This window comes from Pseudomonas taeanensis MS-3, from assembly GCF_000498575.2.
Classification (GTDB): Bacteria; Pseudomonadota; Gammaproteobacteria; order Pseudomonadales; family Pseudomonadaceae; genus Aquipseudomonas; species Aquipseudomonas taeanensis.
Genome location: NZ_AWSQ01000005.1, coordinates 83672 through 102584, shown reverse-complemented (window position 1 = coordinate 102584; position 18913 = coordinate 83672). Strand labels below are relative to the sequence as shown.

Genomic DNA, 18913 nt, shown 5'->3' with positions numbered 1-18913 from the left:
GAACGAGGTCGGTGCACTGTCGTGCTGCAGCAGATCGCCTTCGAGTATCTCAAGCACCTGCAGGGTTGCCGGGTCGTATGCCACCTGCAGGGTCGAGCTGCGCAGGGGCTGACCGGTCTGTGCCTGCAGTACGATGATCGCCTCTTCCCCGGCACCCAATTCACGCGGGCCAATCCAGCTCAGCAGCAGTGGTTCGGCAACCGGCGCCGTGGCCAACGGCGTGGCTGGCGTGTCCACGGTCAGCTCCACGCCAGCCGCCGAGGCGGCGCGCATGTTGGCCGCGCGTACCCGCATGCTGCCTTCGGTACCGGAGAAGAACTCCAGGTCGTAAGGGCTCTGGTACGGCAGGTTGCGAATGATCCGTGGGGTGATGGAGAGCACCAGCTCAGACTTGCCGATGGTGTCCTTGTTGCTGCCGAACAGGCGACCAATGCCGGGAATATCGCCCAGGCCGGGAATCTTGTTGCCGGTCGCGCCGTGGTCGTTGCGCACCAGCCCCGCCAGCACCTGGGTCTCGCCATCGTGCAGGCGCAACGTGGTCACCGCATTGCGGGTATCGATCTGTACTGGAATCGTGCCCTGGCGCGTGGCTTCCAGCGGGGTGGCATTACTGACTTCCAGGGCCACGTTGATCGCGACCTCATTGTTCAGGTGCACCGTGGGCTGCACTTCCAGCTTCAGGCCGACGTCCAGGTAGGTGATGCTCTCGGTGATCACCGGGCCTTGAGTCGAGGGCACCGAGGTGGCACTGACAATCGGCACTCTTTGACCAATATGAATCCGCGCCTGCTGACGGTTGCTGACCCGGATGACCGGGCTGGCCAGGGTATTGATGTCGTTGTCCTGGGCGTTGATGCGCAGCTGCGGCGACGGCGCTATGGAGATGCGATCCGAGTTGATCCCGCGCAGTTGGCTCAAGATGCTCACCGCACCGCCATCCGCGTTGACCACACCGAAGGTGTTCGGCCACTGCAGACCGAGGTCGAGGATGCGCTGACGGGAGATTTCCATCACCTCGACCTCGAGCACCACTTCCGGGTCGGACTGGTCATGGGCCATGAACAGTTTCTCGGCCATCCGCACCGCATCGGCGGTGTCGCGCATGGTCAGGGTATTGAGGCGTTCGTCGACGAACACGTCGCGGGTCTTGAGGATGCCTTTGACCATGTTCAGCGCGGTATTGGCATCGGTATTGGTGAGGTAGAAGGTGCGTACCACCAGATCCTGGTAGTCCTTGAGCTTCTGCGGGGTATCCGGGTAGATGAAGATGGTGTTGTCGTTGACCACCTTCTGATGCAGCTGGTTCTGTTGCAGCAGCAACGCCACTGCATCCTCGATCGCCACTTGTCGCACGAAGATGGTGGCCTTCAGGTCGGGGCGCAAATCCTTGTCGAAGATGAAATTCAGCCCTGCGGTTTCGGCCAGCACTTCGAAGATCATCTTCAGGCTGGCATCGCGAAACTCCAGGGTCACCGGCTGATCGAGCTTGGAGCGCAGTTGTGGGTAGGGCACTGCGGTGCGCGCACGCACGGTCTCGATACCCCGTTGCAGCTCGAGGGCACCCGGATTCTGCGGTTCGAGCGCATTGATCGCATTCATCTGCTGCTGGGCGCCGATCAGGTCACCGCGGCGCAAGGCGGCCTGCCCTTGTTGGTGCATCTCAGCGAGGTTGCGCAGTTGCTCGATTCGTCTCAGCTCTTCGCCGGCGCGAAAATTGTTCGGTTCGATAGCCAGCACCCGCTGGTACCCGGCGTGTGCGGTTGGATAATCGCGCAGATTGCGCGCCTGATCGGCCTGGGTCAGTAACTTGGTCACCACCTCGGCACGCTGGGTGGTCAGAGCGATCTGTGCCTGGGTATTGCGAGGATCTTGGCGCACGGCCTCTTCCAGGCGGGCCAGGCCTTCCTCGTAATGGCCCTCCTCGATCAATCCCACGCCTTCGCGACGGATCGCATCGCTGGCGCAGCCGGCCAACAGCACAGTCCCCAGCAGCAGGACCCGGACAAGACTCGAGGCGCGGACTTTCATGGTCATAAACTGCTCCCTACAGACAACGACTGTGTGCTGTTCAACGGCAGGTAGACCAAGGTCATCTCTGTCCCGCTGATACGCTCGACCCGGTAGGTACCCTCGATCACATCGCCCACGGACACCGTGAAAATGGTTTCACCGCGCAGCAGAAACACGCGTACGCGCTGGCTGTCGTCCAGCTTGCCGAGAAACGCGTAAGGCAGCGGCGGCGATACCGGCGCCGCTGGCACGGGTGGCGCCACAGGGGTAAAGGCGACAGGTTGCCGGGCTGGGGCGACGTACCAGCTGTGCACGGCGAACAGATCGGCTGGCGATCGGCTGGCCTGGTCCACCGCCTGCTGGCGGCCTGGTGACAGCTCAGCGGCGGGCGCCGCGGCAGGCAGCTCGCCCGAACGCAGCACGCTGAGCGGGCCACCGGCTTGTTTCGACTTGACCAGCGGCGGCTGGGTTGGCGCTTTGTCCGCCTCGAAGAAATACTCGGGGATCAGCGCCAGCAGCCCTGCGACGCCGAGAAAACCCAGCCAGTACAGCTTACGTCGCGTATCCATCACCACCTCGACAGGTACAGGGTCATGCGCAGCCGACCCTCGAGTTCGCTTTCAGCAATCTGCTTGCGCTTCAGTTCGAGATCCTCGAGCACCAGCGCCGGAACCTCGCTCAACAAGGCGTTGAGAAAACGCCGTTGCTGCGGGTAGCTGCCGCGCACCGGCAGCAGAATCTGATAACGCGCCAGGTGGGTCTTGGGGTCGATGCCCAGCGAATATTCGCCGCTGTCCAGGGCAATCCGTTCTTGGCTGGCGAGGGCATAGATGCGATCGATCGCCGAGGTCGCATCCAGTTGCGCGGGCAAGGCCTGAAGGAAGGCGTCCAGTTGTTGCCCCGGTGCCATGGAGGGTGCCAGCGTGCCGTTGGCGATGCGTGCCAACTGTTGTTCGCCACGCACACTACGCTCGACCAATTCGTCCAGTGCCTGACGCCCCGGCAGCAGTCCCAGCCCGGCGTACGCCAGCGCCAAGAGCAGCAAACTGGCGCCACAGAGCCCTGGCCAGCCCAACCGCTGCAGATGTTCGTGCAGGATCAGCCTAGGGATGCGCATCCTTGACCTCCCAGGTTGCCAGTAGATTGAAGCGAATCGGTCGTTCCGCCACCTGGGTGACGACCTCGTGATTGAGCAGCGAGACGTCGCGCAGTTCAACGCTCTGCTCCAGGCTGCGGTGAAACGCCAGCATGGCCTGCAGATCGCGAGCTTCGGCGGAGATCCGCAACTGGCCCTTGCGCGCATCCGGGGCCAGCGACAACAGGGCGATGTCCTTGCGCTGCAGCGACTCCAGGGTCGTGAGCAAGGCTGCCCAAGGCAGGTTCATTTGCGCCGAGACGCGGTGCATTTCCGCCAGGCTGGCCGCTTGTGCGCGGCTCTCGCCGGCAGACAGCGGCGCCAGGCCGGCACCACCGGTCTGCAACAACCCCTCGATATGACGCAGTTCGCCTGCGCGCAGTGCCGTCAGTTCGGCCAGATGCAGATGTCCCAGCAACGTCAGCGCACTCACCAGCAGGCCCGCCGCCAACAAGCCCCAGCCTAGTGGGCTGGCGATCTGGCGACGCTGGAAGTCGAGTTCGAGTCGGCGCATTTCAGTTCACCACCAGGCTCATGGCGTGCAGGAGATCGTCGCCCTGCCCCAACGGCCACAGCCGATCGAGGTGCTGCGCCGCCACACTGTCGAACGGCTCGAGCCGTCCTGGGGTATGCAGGTATACCGTCGCCGACTCCGCGCTATCCAGCCGTTGCAGCGCGCATTCTCGGGCGATCAGGGCATTTAATGCAGCGTCCGAATTGGCCAGCGACACCGCGCGCGCACTCGTCCAGTGGCCATCTCGAGCCTGCAGCAAGCTGCTGCGTCCGGGTTCGGCGACGATGAACAGGAAGTCGTCTTGCGCCACGGCCGTGCTGAAGCGATTGAACGCCGCCATCAGATAGGGCTGTACCGATAGCAGACGCCAGCCGACGCTCTTGGCCTGGTTTTGCAGGCGCCCCAGCAGCTCGTCCGGCAACGCCGCCGCAAGCCGTGCGCGGCCGGCGGCCTCGGGCGACAGGCGCAGCGTCCAACCCGCGGCCGGTTCGGCGTAGATATCCTCGAAGCAGATGCACGCGTAGCTGGCCAGCTCCTGCGGCGAGGTGACTTGCTCGACCCAGGGAATCAGCAGCACGCGGGTGAAGTGATTGGACAGCAACACACGCAGCTCGCCGCCGGCCTGAGCATGCGCCTGCAACAAAGCCGCCAGGGCATCTGCCGCAGCTGGCCAGGCGGGGTATTGAGCGGTATTGAACTCGGCGCGGCCGAGCAGCTCACTACCCTCGCGCAGTCGCCGGTAGAGGCCGACACTGTGGGCACCGAGCACGGCGGTGTAGGACTTAGGCGACGAAAGTGACACGATTGATCTCCTCCAGCGTGCTACGGCCATCGCGGACCAACTCCAGCGCCGAGCTGCGCAGCAGACGCAGACCTCGGCGGCAGGCCAGTTCCTTGATTCGTGCAATCGGCTGACGTTCGATAATCAGCTGGCGAATTTCGTCATCCAGTTGCAACAGCTCGGCAATCGCCGTGCGCCCGCGATAACCGGTACCGCGGCAACGGCCACAACCGCCGCCGTGCACGAAGCGATAATCCTTGACCGCCGCCGGGTCGAGCCCCGAGGCGAGCAGCTCGTCGCGGCTCGGGGTGATGCTGACCGCGCATGCCGGGCAGACCAGACGGATCAGGCGCTGGGCCAGCACCGCGTTGAGCGCGGAGACGAAGCTGTAGGGGTCCACTTCCATCTGCGCAAAGCGGCCGATCACGTCGAACACGTTATTGGCATGGATGGTGGTGAACACCAGGTGCCCGGTGAGCGCCGACTGCACGGCGATCTGGGCGGTGTCCGGGTCGCGGATCTCGCCGACCATGATCTTGTCCGGGTCATGCCGCAGGATCGAGCGCAGGCCGCGGGCGAAGGTCAGCCCCTTCTTCTCGTTGACCGGGATCTGCAGCACCCCGGGGAGCAGGTATTCGACCGGATCCTCGATGGTGATGATCTTGTCCATACCATGGTTGATCTCGGTGATCATGGCGTACAGGGTGGTGGTCTTGCCGCTGCCGGTGGGCCCCGTCACCAGGACCATGCCATAGGGTTCGGCCGCCAAGCGCCGCAGCTTGTCCAGGGTCGCCGTCTCGAAGCCCAGCGCTTCCAGGCGCACGCCCTGCACCTGATCGGCCAGGTCCTGCTTGTCGAGCACCCGCAGCACCGCGTCCTCACCGAAGATGCTGGGCATGATGGAAATACGGAAATCGATCTGCCGGCCGCTGATGCCGACCTTGAAGCGGCCATCCTGGGGCACCCGCTTTTCACCGATGTCCAGTTCGGCCATCACCTTGACCCGCGAGATCACCTGTTCGGCGATCTCCAGGCCCTGCACCCGGTTGATGCTGCTGAGCACGCCGTCGATACGGTACTTGATCACCAGCCCGCTACCGGTCATGCCCAGGTGAATATCGCTGGCCTGCATTTTCAGCGCATCGTAGAGCGTTGAGTTGACCAGCTTGACCACCACACTGGAGTCTTCGCTGATACGTGCCAGCGAGAGGGTTTCGACGATTTCGCTGTCGACCGACTCACTCGCCTGCGGGGTCAGCGTATCGATGGCGTGGACACTCTCCTCATGCCGCGCCAGGTAGGCGGCCAGATCGTCCGAATGCACCAGATAAAGAGGCGCACCGTGCAGGCACTCGTCGATCCAGGCCAGACGTGCGGCCTCGAAAGGATCGGCGAAGATCCCGACCACGGCCTGGCCCATATGGATCATGGCGAACTCGCGCTTGAGCGCCTGAGCCAGGGCTACCCGATCGAAAGCCGGACTGCAGCTGAACAGGGTCTCGCTGTCCAGCGTCGGGTAGCGCAGAGTTGCGCCTAGGCGGCGGGTGAAGGTCGCGGCGTCGAGCCCGGCCAGTTTCTGCAGGTGCTCAATCAGGCGGTCGCCCTGCGCCTCGCGACACGCCTGAGCGCGGCGCAATAATTCGCTGTCGAAAGGTGCCTCAGGCCGCTCTGCGGCGGGCGCCGGCACTCGCGCCACGACAAGGGAAAGATTTTCCATGAAAGGCTCTCCTACATCCGCAGGGCACATCGTTCATCGACAGCGCCCACCAGGTTCAGCCGTACACTTATTGCGACCCTTCTTCATTGAGCAAGCGTTGCTCCTTGGTATCCTGCGTCGGTGCCTGGCTCTCCAGCGGGCCACGGCGGTCCGCCAGGACCCAGTTGCCGTCATACATCTGCAAGGGGAAGCTCGCGGCCTTCTTGCGCCGCCGCTCGATCAACACTTCAAGCTTTTCTTGACCGTCCATGACTACCGGCTCTTCGCTATCAGGGTTCATCAGCCGGCTAACCACCCGGCCCAGCTCCGCCAGTGGAAAGGGTTTGAACAGGACATAACCGACACCCCGCTGGACGGCCCCGTCGTAGACCTCATAGGTCGGTTGGGCGGTGATCAGCACGCACCTGCAATCGAAGCGCCGGCCAATCGCATCCAGCAACTGGAAGCCATCCATGTCCGGCAAGCGGAAGTCGAGCACGATCACCTCCGGTACATAATCCTGATTAAGCGTTAGGCCAATGGCACCGGCGCCGTCATGAGCCACCTGCACCTCGAAGTGCAGCATCTCGAGGTAGGCCTTAAGGTTTTGTGCGAGGACCTTCTCGTCCTCGACCACCAATACTTTATTTGCCAAGGGAGACTCCTAATGCGAAAGGCTCGGTGGATTCCTGGCTCTAGGAGTGTGCCTTTAGTTGTACAGAAGCACAGGCTATGCCAGGTATAAGTGTCTTTAAAAAAACACTCTATCTTTATGAATTGAAACAACAAAAATGGAGAAGCCGAAACCAATGGGATGTTCATTGGGGAAAACTCCGGGTAAGCCGGCAAGCTTCCCCCAACTCTGGGGACAATACAGGGGAAAACCGGGGGACTTACAGCGCCGTCAGCACTTCGATCTTGCTGGCCTCGCGCAGTCGCAACAATGCAGCCTCGCGGGCCTGAGCCTGCCCCTGAGTAAGCAGCATCTGGCGCACGATGGCCAAGCCCTGCACTTCGTCGATCGGTTCGCTGGGCCGATGTGTTTCGACCTTGATCAGGTGCCAGCCATACGGCGTTCGTACCGGCTCGCTGACTTCACCTGGATCCAAGGCGAATGCCGCAGTCTCGAATGCGGGGACCATCCGGCCGCGAGGGAAATAGCCCAGGTCCCCGCCCTGCTGCGCATTGCTGTCGTCTGAATGGCGTTGCGCCAATTCCGCGAAATCCGCACCGGCGCGAATCTCCTGCAACAGTTCACGGATCCGTGTCTCGACCTCGGCTTCCTTCTCGGCGTCGGCTCCAGGCGGCACCGACAGCAGCAGATGGCGGGCGCGGACCAGTTCCGCGTGCACCAGGCGTGCGCGGTTCTCCTCGAACAGGCGGCGCACCTCCTCATCGGCTGGCGCCGCTGGCTGGCTCATCGCTAACAGCACTTGGCTGGCGGCCAGTTCATGGCGCAGGTAAGTGGCGTAGCTCGATTCATCGAAACCTGACTCGCTCAGAGCCCGGCTGAACGCTTCTGCGCTGGCAAAGGCCGAGCGTTTGGCCTCCAGCGCCTGCTCCACCTGCGCATCTTCGACCACGATGTGCCGCCGCTGGGCCTCCTGCCAGAGCAACTCCTTGTCGATCAACTGTTGCAAGGCTTCACGTTTGAGGCGTTTGTAGGTGCTCGGACTGCGGATCGCCCCGACGCTGCGACGCTGGGTAATGAGATAGTCGGCGAAATGCCGCTCGAGACGAAAATTGCTGATCGCGCTACCGTTCACCCGTGCAGCTACCCCCACTTCCCCGGCTTGCAGCGGAGCACCTGTTGCGAGCAGCGCAGCGGCGATCAGCCAGTTCAGTACACCACTCGCCATTTTCATCGTCCGCTGCTCCTGTGTTACAGCCTGGGATCAACTCTGATGTAACGCCCGGTGGGCCAGAAACGCTGGCCTTGAATATCCACTTTGACGATATGCGCCCCGGCCGCCCCCACGCGCTTTCCGGGTCCGAAACCGAGCACTGGCGTCAGCCCCGTATTAAAGTCGTGTAGGTTCTCCAGCGCGGTCACCAGTTTTTCCCGGCTGGCATCACGCCCTGCCCGCTTCAAACCTTCACCCAGCAACATGGCCGCGCTGTAGGCCCCGACCTGCATCAACGCATGCTGGCCACCTATCCCGCCACGCTGTCGCACTTCAAGCAGATCGGCAACCCCACTGGGGGTCCAATCACCCGGCAGGAAGGGGTAGGAGAGGAACAGTCGATCGGAAAAGCGCCGTGGGGCCTGCATCGCTGCAGCGCCCACCTGGGTCGAGGCCGCAAACAGGTAAGGACTGGGCTGGGCGTCGCGCAGCCGCTCGGTCAACGCGGCGAATGCATCGCTAGCGCCCAGGAAGAATACCGCCTGGGTCTCGCGAGGAAGCCGATCGGCCATGTTTTCCAGGCTGTCCGGGCGATAGCCGAGTAGCCGTACCCGCGACCAACCCTGACCTTGCAGGCGAATCTCCAATGCTTCTGCTAGAGGCCGTAAGCGACTGTCTTGCGGATAGACGATCGACGCCAGCGGATCACTCAGCTCGAGATGAGCACTGGCATAGTCGCCGAGGGCAAACAACTGCTCACGCAGCCCGGGCAGCGGATCGAACACCAGGCGACTGGAATGTTCCTCGGCCAGCTGGGTCAAGGGGCCTATCAAGGGCAGCCCGCTGGCTTCGATCAGATCGGCAAAGTGCCCCTCGAAGGCCGGCGCCAGCGGGGCAACCAGGGCAAATATCCGCTGCGCCAGCAGCCGGTGCAGCGCCGCCTCTGCGCTACGCCGATCCGGGCCGGGGTCGGCAATCACCAATTCGAGCTTGCGGCCATAAATTCCGCCCGCATCGTTGATTCCGCCGATCACCCCTGCCAGTACCGCGGCAACCGTTTCGCCCGACGCGGCCAGCGATCCCTTGGCCGGCAGCAACGTGCCAATGCGCAGCAATTCGTCCTCCAGGCCGGGGTCGCGGTCGTCCTCAAGCCGTTTGAGATAGGCGCTGAGGTCAGTCATGTCGCGCAATGACATGACAAAGCGCGGCATCGCCGGGTCGAGCCGATTGCCAGCCGGATCGCGCCCTTCGCTCAAGGCCCGGACCAGGGCGGCTTCGTCATAGGCCGGATAACTGCGGCCACTGTCGAGGCGCTGGCCGTACGCCTTAGTCAGGCGCTGCCAGGTAATATCCGGCGGTCGCACCCCACCCTCTGGGCGGCCACGGCCATCGGCACCGTGACAGTTGCCGCAGGGCAATGCCGAGGCGGGTATCGAGGTATCAGAGGCACCGACCAGGGCATAGATAGGCGCATCCGATGAACCCGTGCCTTCGAGGTAGATACGCTTGCCGGCGGCCTCCTGCGGCGTCAACTCCAGCGCCGCTGCCATCGCCGTCCAGCACAGTGATCCGATTAACAACCATGGCCAGTGCGTCATCATGCCTTCTCCCCCGACTAACGTCCGGCGACAGGTTCTGCCAAGAGCTGCAGTCGCTGGGCAATCGCCTGTACCGGCGCATCGGGGCGGATCTTGCTCCAACGCTTGTGGGCGACATCGCCGGCGATCAGCTGCGTTGAGTGCTCCTGCGGGCTGCGCGACAGCTGGCCAAGACGGGCCAGCACCACATCGAGCTGATCCTTCGGCCCGGTGAGGAACGTCCAGTTCGGATCATCAGCACTGTGTTTGCGCGCGTAAGCCTTCAACGCCTGCGGTGAGTCATGCTCAGGGTCGCTGCTCAGCGAGACGAAATGCACCCGGCCAGCATCTTCGCCCAAGGCGTCGCGCACCTCTTTGAGCTTGCGGGTGATCAGCGGGCAGGCATCTTCGCAGCGGGTGAAAATCACGTTGAGCAGCACCACCCGCCCGTCCAGTACGTCGCTATAGAAGCGCACTTCCTGGCCGTCCTGATTGAGCAGGCGGCTGTCGGTGAAATAGCTGCGTGCATCCATGGTGCGACCGCCCTTCACTTCCTGCACCGCCGGGCTAGCACTGGGTTGCGGCTGTTCATGGCCTGAGTGGGCCAGTACTGCCGAACTGAGCAGACCTGCGCCGAGCGCCAGGCCGATTGAATTAATCAGGTTCATGGTCGAACTCCCTGTTCGATGGATGCTTGATGGGCTACATGTGTCCCGTGTTCACGCGCGGCGCTGAGCGCCTCGACCTTGGCGACCAGCACTGCTGGATCGGTGAAGCCGTAGAAGCTGGTCCACTGCGCGCTGCGCCCGTCACCGACCATGATCACCGGCTGATGATCTGCAAAATCAGCCGACCAGGTGCCCAACCCTTTCAGTGTGTCGGTGACTGCTTGAACCGACCCGGTCAACCAGGCCCAGCCCGGACCTGGCCGGTAGCGAAGCGAATATTCGCGCAAGCGGGCCGGGGTATCGCGCAGCGGGTCGACGCTGATCGACACCAGTTGCACCTGTGCGCCGACCCGCTCGCCAAGCTGCGTCTGCACCTTCTGCATGATCGCCGAGATCACCGGGCACACCGTGGTGCAACTGGTGTAGATGAACCCCATCACCACGATCTTGTCCGCCACCAGATCATCCTTGAGGCGAACCGGGCGTTCCTGCCGATCGGTCAGGGTGACATCGGCGAAACGTACCGGGGTGCCAGCAGGAGGCAGTGCCTGAACCTGATGAGCGGAATGGTCTTGCGTCGCATGGACCTGAAGCGGACCGGCAGCCACTCCCAGCACGATCAGTGCAGCAGTGAACTTGAGCACATAGTTGGCCATGGTTGTTCTCCTACGACAGTGGCGTAAAACGGGCAAACGAAGCGGCACCCGGCTCAGGGCCTGTCCTCTACCAGGTCGATGGGTTCAGCTCGGGCGCGCAAACTGGCGTATGACAGCTCTCCGAATTTCACCCCCAGTGAAGTCGAACCTACATGCAGGTAGTAAGCACCGGCTTGCTGGATCGCTACGCTGGCCTCGTAAACCCCATCGGCTACTTCATGGGCCGCCACCTCGTGCGGCCGTGCGCCCGGCGCCAGGAAGTAGCGCAGGCGCATGTCCTCGACGCCGCTTTGCGCCTGGTCCAGGCTGCCCGCAAGCACCCGGAAGCGCACCGCGACCTGGGTGCCAACGCTTACCGTTGGGCTGTCGAGAAGAAACTCGACGCGCGGGGTTGTGCGCAGTAGTTCCAGTTCGGGGCTCTTCTGCACCTCGGCGGTGAAACAGTGCAAGATTTCCGGCTGATTGAGCATGAAGGCCACATCGAACTGGCCGGCGGCCGGCAGCTTGACCCGAGCACTGAACACCCCGGGTTCCTCCTCGCGCAGGCTGCGATCGACCACCCTGGCCGCCCGCGCCGTGTGACCGCGATTGAGGTAGCCGAACATCGGCGCATTCATGCCTTCCATGTAGAAGTAGGTGGTGTTGTCCACCGGGTTGACCACGAACACCGCGGCGTCGTCGCGCGCGGCAGAGAAGCTTTCCGCCAGGGGCAGATCGCCGGCCAGCTTGGGCGCCTGCCGCCCGGCTTCGAAGCCGAGCACGCTGGGCTGGCGGTCCTTGCCTAAGGAGCTCAGGTCGATCATCGACACCTTGGGCGAGGCCAGCCCGCGAATGTAGGCAAAGCCACGGGTAAACATCAGCTGATAAGGCTCGGCGGCGACATCCAGGCTATGCAGGACTTCATCGCTGCCGGCGTCGATCACAGTGGCGCTGTTCTGCAGGGTATTGAGGACGAAGCCATAGCGCCCGTCCTGAGAGAAACGCAGCGGGCCGATGCCCTGCTGCAACTCGATCACCTTGCGGGTTTTCAGGCTGTTCGCGTCGATCACGGTGATAGTGCCGGCCTTGCCATCGGCGACATACACCGCCTTGGACAGCGCTGACTGCGCCACGGCAAGTGGGTGCGGTCCGGTGTGGATCTGGCGCAACACCTTGAGCGTCGCCACATCGAACACCGTCAGCGTACCGGCGTCACGGCTGGTGACGAAGGCATGCCGCGAGTCTTCGCTGAAGGTGATTTCATGGTGGCCCAGGCCTGTGGCCACGCTCAGCACCGGTTGCAGCGTCTCGGTATCGATCACCGTCACCCCACTGTCGGCATCGCTGCTGGCATTGTTGCCCACCCACAGATAGCGGCCATCGGGCTGCAAGGCGACGCGCACCGGCTGCTGACCGGCCGCGACATTGCCCAGCACCTTGAAGTCTTCCGCATCGATCACCGCCACTTCCCCGGCATCCGGCATGGAGACGAACAAGCGTTTGCCGTCGGCGCTGGCCACCCAGTCCATGGGCGCCTTCTTCAGGCTAATGCGGCTGAGCGTACTGGTGATCCCGGCCACCGAGGTCAGTGGGTCGATCACCATGATGCTCGGGTCCTTATTGAGGATCAGCAGGTAGTAACTGTTGAGGTCGAGCAGCGGCCGTACGCCCACCGCACCCCTGAGATACTGGCCTATCCTGGCCTTGCAGGACAGTTGCGCGGTCTGTTGGCCATTGACGCTCAGCGCCTTGTCGAGCCAGGCGCCGGGCGCCTGACCGCGCAGCGGCTGCCCGGACGCGATATCACTGAGGCGAAAACGGATATCGGCGAACTGGCCTTCGGTCAGCGTGCCCCCCGGCGTCACCGGACGCGCCTCGAAATCGATGGCCACGCCATCCCGTTCCAGGTGGCCGCGAGCGCTTGCATGCTGCGCGACCAGATCCGTCGGCACCGAGGTTGCGGCCACTACTGTGGGTGCAGCCGTGCTGGGTGACGCGGCCGCCTCAAGACGGCCCACCAGCAGCAGACTCATACCGACAGACAACACCAGCATATGTACGGATTTCACTGCGATGTCCCCTTAGGCTGGCCGCGCTCGGCCAGCCGTCGATGATGCGGAACCCGCGTTGAGCGGCCTGCCAGACCGCTCAACCAGGCGTCGTTTAGCGCGCGGTGCGTCTGACTCGCGTCGGCTCGGGCGGGGTGGCCAGCGGCACCTGCACGGCACTTTCCTGCTCCACCCGCAACAGGCCCCACAAGCCACCAGCGTTACCGTACGCCGCGTAATCGCGATACAGGTAGTCACCCGGCAGTGCATTGCTGCCCCCGGCACTGGGGAACAGGAAGCTGAAGTGGGCAGCCGGCAACACGCTCTCCTGGGCGCCGCTATAGCGCGTCATCGGGTTGTAACCGAAACGTACCGAGCCGATTCCGGAAAACTGCAACGGGTAACCGTAGGCATCGTTTTTTTCCGACTCGAACGGCTCTTGGGCGAAGACATGCCCATCCAGCGAGAAGGACACCGCACGACTGCCGCCCGCCGGCATGGTCACGTGGGTACGGAACGGCTGGCCGGGCTTGACCCTGAGTATCGGCGTCACCGGATCGCCGCCCACCAGCGCATTGCTGTAGGCCATATGGACGTTGGCGATATCGCCCCAACCGCCGCCGCCCGCCATGCCGAAGGGCGCATCCGGCGCCTTGGCGAAGCGGTACCAGAGTGGCTCGCTCTTGTAGTTGAGGCTCATGCCCGAGTTGTCCTCTGGATCGCTGGGCACACCTACCCCTTCGGCGGCCATGCTTTGCACCGGCCGGCCGTTGGCCCAGCGCATGCTCGCGCCTTTCTGCATGACCAGGGAGAAGTCGCGGTACTCCGCCTGCCCCGGTGCCTGCACGGTCGCCGCCGCACGCATTCCGGCATCCTCGGTCCAGGTCGAACCCGCTGGCAGGATCGCCATGGCGCCACCGAGTCCCTTCTGCGATTGCTTGATCATGTCCGCCGGCAGCAGGTTGAAGCCGCCGAACTCGATCGGCGTTGCCGTGATCTTGTCGAGGTTGCGCAGGGTCTGGGAGACCGGCCGGCCCTCACGCTCCAGATGACCGGCGTAGTACTGGTAGGTCCTGCTCTGATAGGCGCCACCCGCTGTACGCGGCGCCACAGTCTGCACCGGGTTGATACCGACGTTGAAGCCATCGGACTGGGTGATGTCGTAAGCCAACAACTGCGCATGCAGGCCGACATGACTGGACGGGCGCATCAGGTTGTTGTTGAAGGTCGATACCCCCTCCTGCCCGCTGCGGTCGCGCTTGACCACACCCTGCATGATGTTGAAGTCCGGCAGGTCGGGCATGTTTTCCGGCAGGCGGTTCTCCAGGTTGATGGTGATGCACTCGCCAGCCGTGGCGCGCAGCACCAGCGGCTCGACCGGGACTTCGGCCTTGAGTTTTCCGGTGAGCGGGTCGAGGTCGTCCTTGCGCACATACATTATCGCGGTCGGATCGTGCAGCGGTCCCGACTGGCCGCCGACAGTGGTCGTGGCACCGGTTTCGTCATCGACCACCGTGACCTGTGGAATGGTCACCGCGCGCGGGTTGAACACCAGGGTGCCACCTGCCGAATTGAGCGCGGCGCCGACATGCATGCCCGCACCCTGCGGGTCGTCGAGGGTCAGGCCCAGCGGGTTGTCGAGGATGTCGTTGGCCAACGCCACTACCACCTCATAACGCCGTTGCGGAGTCGAACGGGTACCGATGCCGTTGGGATTGGGGCCAAACAGCGGGCACACGCCGTCGAAGGCCAGGGTGTTACGCGCGGCCACCGGACGCGGGTTATTCGGCAAGGCGAACAGGTCGTTGCGACTAATGGTGTAGTTGCGCAGCACCCCCCACATGCCGGTCCAATAGCCCTCCAGCGAAGCATCCATCGAGTACAGGTAGTCGGCGGTCTCGGCGATGGCACTGGACATCATCGACACTGGCGCCATGAAGCCCATCTGCTCGGACAGCGCGACCATCTGTGAAGCCTTCCAGCCCGAGTTGGAGTCGTTGCCGTAACCGCTGCCGTTCTGCAACCACTTGATGCCATGCAGCGTGACGTTGTGCGCCTCCTCGTGGCCGCCGGCATGCGTGCGCAGCCGCACGTTATCTCCCGAATAAGAGCGCAACAGCGGCGTGAACGGGTCACCGGGCAGATCCCCCGCCTGGTTGATGTGCGGCGGAAAGGTCGTGCTCGCCCCGGTCGGCCCCACGGCCGAGCTGATGGCACTGGGCGCCAGGTTCAGCGCCGGAATAGCCCGATCGGTGCGGCTTTGCAGGGCATACGCCAGGTCCCCGGCCAACCCTTCGGCCTGCATTCCTGGCTTGCCGTCCGGGGCAATGCGATTCGGGTCGTAGATGCGCAGCCCCACCGGCTCATGCCGATAGTTGACCACGAAGATGCCCGGATCGTCCGCCGAGATCGCCTGCGGACACGGCCGGCTCGGACAACCCGGTACCTCGCCACCTGCGGCCTCGATCACCGACTCCAGCAAACCGCCGGAATTCGGACTCTTGCGCACCGGTGGATTGACCGCATAGCGGAAGCTTTCGGTCGACGTCGGGTAGGCCGCCGCGTTGGGGATACCATCGGGACCCGCACCGACATACACGCCGGCCTCATAGGCGTGCTGGAAGTCGCTGAACTCCAGGAAGAACTCGCGGAAGCTGTCGTTCTTGCCGTCACCATTGTTATCCCCGGTGGCGATCACCGCCTGCCAGGAGGTCGGCCCGCCATCACTGCGGCTGTTCATCGGCTCGCCAGTTTCCGCATGGAACCAACTGGAGCCCGCCGGCTCGGTCAGCACGGTGGCATACAGGCCGATCTGCTGATGGGTGGAGGGGCCTAGGTGGTCGTGGGTGAAGATATTACCCAGGCCGCGATCAACGTTATGGATGTTCACCACCGGGTCGGCAAACCAGCGCTGCATGGTGGTTCGGGCCCCGAGCCAGTCGCTCCGTCCGAATTGCCCGAAGTACGGATGGCTCTTGGCCACTGGACAGTCCGCGCTACCTTCGCGCGGATCGCCGGGCTCGCAGCCATTGAATGCGCGGATCGCATGAATACGCTCGACCACCGCCCCCGGCGCGAGCACACCGTCCTCGTAGTTCCAGCCGTTGGCCGAGCCATCGGCAGCGGTCAGGTCCCACTTCGGCAGGTGGATATGCTGGCCAACCACGTCGGTCGGGGTGCGCACCTGGAAGTCATCCAGCTCGTAGAGCGCCGGAATCAGGTTGGTGTGGTGGTACATGGTGCAGTCGAAGGTGTTCATGCGCATCACCAGCGGCTCTGGCGGACGCTGCTTGTTGATCACCGGCACCGCATCCTCCCACAGGCTGAGAATGCGGGTTTGCGGGAAGTGATAACCGACTTTGTTGAACACCGCATCGAACTGGATATTCGCGCCCTTGTAGATGCGCGGCCGATCGGCAGTGAACACCGAGGAGCCGCTGAACGAGGTCCCACCCGGCTCGCCACTGAAGAACTGCCCGCGCCCACCCCCGGCGGTCAGGCGCATCTGCCGGTCATCCATGCAGGGTTCATAGTAGGGAGCGCCGCCGACCGGCAACGCGCCGTTGGTGCGAAAATCGCTGGCCACTACGTCCAGGTTGGGCATCACCGCGAAGCTCGGGTGCGAGGGCTTGGCGTGGTAGGCCATCGCCGCCTGCTCGACGTCGGTACCCTCTTCCGGATAGAAGACTGCCTTAGCCTTGTGGATGACCTTGGAGAAATCCAGCGCGCTGGTGGTGACCTCGGCTTCGCCGCCGGCCGCCCAGCCGTCCAGCGCATGGCGTGGTAGACCACCGTCCCAGCCCCCCGCCTGCGCCGGGTCGAGCGAGGCCCACAGCGCCTTGCCGCTGTCACGCAGGGACTGCGCCAGGGCCGGGGCGAGCATATCCAGCGGCGGCGTGGTGGGCCGCTGACCGACCGTGCTTTCGATGCCGCCGATCCAGAATGGGAAGCCCGGGTTCTTCAAGCTGCCATCGGCGTTGCGGTTGGCCTCGCTGCGATCGACCAGCGCCACCGAGCCGACGATCCGGCCGTGCTCACTGTCGTCATGCGCCGACTCATCTTCGGGCTCATCGTCGTCATGCCCGGCCAGCAGCGTGCCGCTGATCTTCGGCACCACCGCCACCTTGCCCGGCATTGGCGGCATGGCCTTGCCCGGCAAGGGCACCACCGCCGGGATCGGCGTTCCGGCGATGATTTCGCCATCGGGCAAGGCCCGGGCGCCCGCCGCCGGCAAACCGCTGCGCAGCGCAAACGGCTCCTCATGGAAACCGTCCTCGCCTTCGGCCGACACCGCCAGCCGGGTGCCCTCCTCCAGCACATCGTGAACCCGCCACATGGCCCACATGCCCTGGGCGAAGTGTGGGTAGAAGTGGCAGTGATAAATCGCATCGCCCGCCGTGCGGTTGCGGTTGCCCGAACCACCGTAGGCGATTTCATAGGTGTAACCCGAACCCGGGCCTATGCCCTGGGCATCCTTGTAGTCGGAGTTGTCGTCATTGGGATTGAACAACCACTGATGGCCATGCAGGTGGAACACATGCTGTTCATGGCCGACGTGGGTGTTGCGGAACTTGACGAAGTCGCCGATGTAGCTGTGGCTGACGTTGGATGGTTCGGCCGGGTACAGCGCCATGCTCGCCTTGATGCCGGTGCTGTCCTGCGGCGGCACCTGGCCCGGGCGCAGCCCTTCCAGGCCGACGTTGGCCGGTACATCCACCAGCATCGCGGCGTCGCCAGCGGCGTGGGCACTGAGGAAGAACTCCTCATAGGCGCAGGACAAACAGTCGTGCATCGGCCCGACCCCAAGGCGGTTGGCGATCACCTCGGCACCCATACCGGAAGAGCCATAGTTGATCATGAAGGCATCACGGGTCGGCTGCAGCACATGGCCGAACACCGGGTCGGCCCAATACTCGGGGAAAGCCTGCGCGGCCACGCTCTCGTCATGAAAGATCGCAGAAAAATCGCGGAACGGTTCCAGTCGATTGGGCAGTGCCGGGTTACGTTTGCCCATGCTTTCGAGCGGATAAGTCGAGGGTGGGAAACTGCCATCGGCATTCGGCCCCAGGACTATCGCATCGCTATGGCTGGCGATAATCTGGTTGCCATCGATCATGCTCAGGATCGGCGTGCCGGCCTTGCCTTCGCTGATCCAGGGTTCGCGCATCGGGTAGCGCGCCTCGTAATCGACTATGGGTTGGCCGGCCGGGGTGCGACCCGTGCTGGCCAGGCGAAGATCCTCTTCGGTCAGGGTGTTGCGATAGGTACGCCCGCCTTTCGGCACCACCACGACCTGACCGAACAACCCGTTGGACACGTTGCCGGCGCTGCCCTCTCCGCCGAAGGTGGCGCCGTCGCTGCTGGCGACGAAGGCACCTTCATGCTCGGCGTAGAAGTTGTAGCTGCGGCTTGCCCCCGGCGCCAGCAGGAAGTTGCCGTTACGCCCGGTGTTGGCGGCGATGTCGGCAATCGAATCGACCGCCTGCATGCCGGTGACCTTGAAGCCGATATGGCGGTCGGCCACCTGATCGTCTACCTGCAGCTCATCCTCCACCTCGTTGTGCCGTGGGTTGGCCGTGGCGGTCAGCAGGTTCTGCAGGTTGACCCGCAGGCAATCGCCCGCGGCGACGCGCAGCACCAAAGGCCGCGGGCGCTTGTCGGGGCGCAACAGCACCTCGCCTGGCACGGCGCGGCCACCTTTGTTCAGTGGCACGTCGTGGTCATCGACCACATCACTGCGCAGCGCGAAGATCATGCCGTTGACGTTCTGCGCACCGAGTCGGTTGAACATCAGCGGCTGGTCGATCGCCACCACGTCGGCGACCAGGTTGCGCGCGCAACTGATCGCCGCTTCAGCGCCCTGTACAGGCAGGAACACAGCCACGATGAGCGTCAACAGGCCACCGATGCCCGCTAACTGAGCGCCACCAGAAGCATGGCGAGGCTGAATATTGGCCCTTGTGGATGCGCTCTTCCGGTTCATCTTGGCGGCCCTCGAGTTCGGG

The 18913-nt window shown here is 63.8% G+C and carries 12 protein-coding genes and 1 pseudogene; all 13 read right to left on the bottom strand.

What is annotated here, in order from left to right; genetic code table 11:
- Window positions 1–198 precede the first annotated feature (198 nt).
- A pseudogene (locus tag TMS3_RS17785) lies at window positions 199–2034 on the bottom strand (secretin N-terminal domain-containing protein); the annotation flags it as partial.
- Window positions 2031–2579 carry a hypothetical protein gene (locus TMS3_RS17780; protein WP_025166640.1) on the bottom strand — a complete coding sequence of 183 codons (549 nt, stop codon included), beginning with the start codon at window positions 2577–2579 and terminating at the stop codon, window positions 2031–2033. The pseudogene TMS3_RS17785 and the gene TMS3_RS17780, both read right to left, overlap by 4 nt.
- A complete protein-coding gene (locus TMS3_RS17775; RefSeq protein WP_025166639.1) occupies window positions 2579–3127 on the bottom strand; it encodes a GspMb/PilO family protein in 549 nt (182 codons plus the stop codon). Before TMS3_RS17775 ends, TMS3_RS17780 begins: the two co-directional genes overlap by 1 nt.
- Entirely contained in the window at window positions 3114–3659 is a 546-nt protein-coding gene (locus TMS3_RS17770; RefSeq protein ID WP_025166638.1) for a pilus assembly protein, read from the bottom strand. The genes TMS3_RS17775 and TMS3_RS17770 overlap by 14 nt, the downstream gene beginning before the upstream one ends.
- 1 nt (window position 3660) lies before the next feature.
- A complete protein-coding gene (locus tag TMS3_RS17765) occupies window positions 3661–4461 on the bottom strand; it encodes a hypothetical protein (protein WP_025166637.1) in 801 nt (266 codons plus the stop codon).
- A complete protein-coding gene (locus tag TMS3_RS17760) occupies window positions 4442–6157 on the bottom strand; it encodes a GspE/PulE family protein (protein WP_025166636.1) in 1716 nt (571 codons plus the stop codon). Before TMS3_RS17760 ends, TMS3_RS17765 begins: the two co-directional genes overlap by 20 nt.
- 67 nt (window positions 6158–6224) lie before the next feature.
- Window positions 6225–6791 (bottom strand): response regulator, encoded by a 567-nt coding sequence (locus tag TMS3_RS17755; protein WP_025166635.1) that lies wholly within the window; start codon window positions 6789–6791, stop codon window positions 6225–6227.
- 238 nt (window positions 6792–7029) lie between these two features.
- Window positions 7030–8001, bottom strand: coding sequence for a peptidylprolyl isomerase (locus TMS3_RS17750; RefSeq protein ID WP_025166634.1), 972 nt, complete (start codon window positions 7999–8001; stop codon window positions 7030–7032).
- Between the two features lie 17 nt (window positions 8002–8018).
- Complete coding sequence (locus tag TMS3_RS17745) at window positions 8019–9581, bottom strand: cytochrome c/ABC transporter substrate-binding protein (RefSeq protein WP_083491786.1); 1563 nt, start codon at window positions 9579–9581, stop codon at window positions 8019–8021.
- A gap of 14 nt (window positions 9582–9595) precedes the next feature.
- Window positions 9596–10225 (bottom strand): SCO family protein, encoded by a 630-nt coding sequence (locus tag TMS3_RS17740; RefSeq protein ID WP_025166632.1) that lies wholly within the window; start codon window positions 10223–10225, stop codon window positions 9596–9598.
- The gene (locus tag TMS3_RS17735) at window positions 10222–10881 is read right to left on the bottom strand and encodes an SCO family protein (RefSeq protein ID WP_025166631.1); all 660 of its coding nucleotides are present in this window, start codon (window positions 10879–10881) and stop codon (window positions 10222–10224) included. Before TMS3_RS17735 ends, TMS3_RS17740 begins: the two co-directional genes overlap by 4 nt.
- Before the next feature lie 53 nt (window positions 10882–10934).
- On the bottom strand, window positions 10935–12914 hold the full coding sequence (locus TMS3_RS17730; protein WP_025166630.1) for a cytochrome D1 domain-containing protein: 1980 nt from the start codon (window positions 12912–12914) through the stop codon (window positions 10935–10937).
- 109 nt (window positions 12915–13023) lie between these two features.
- Entirely contained in the window at window positions 13024–18804 is a 5781-nt protein-coding gene (gene mnxG, locus TMS3_RS17725; protein ID WP_407691626.1) for a manganese-oxidizing multicopper oxidase MnxG, read from the bottom strand.
- Window positions 18805–18913: the final 109 nt, after the last annotated feature.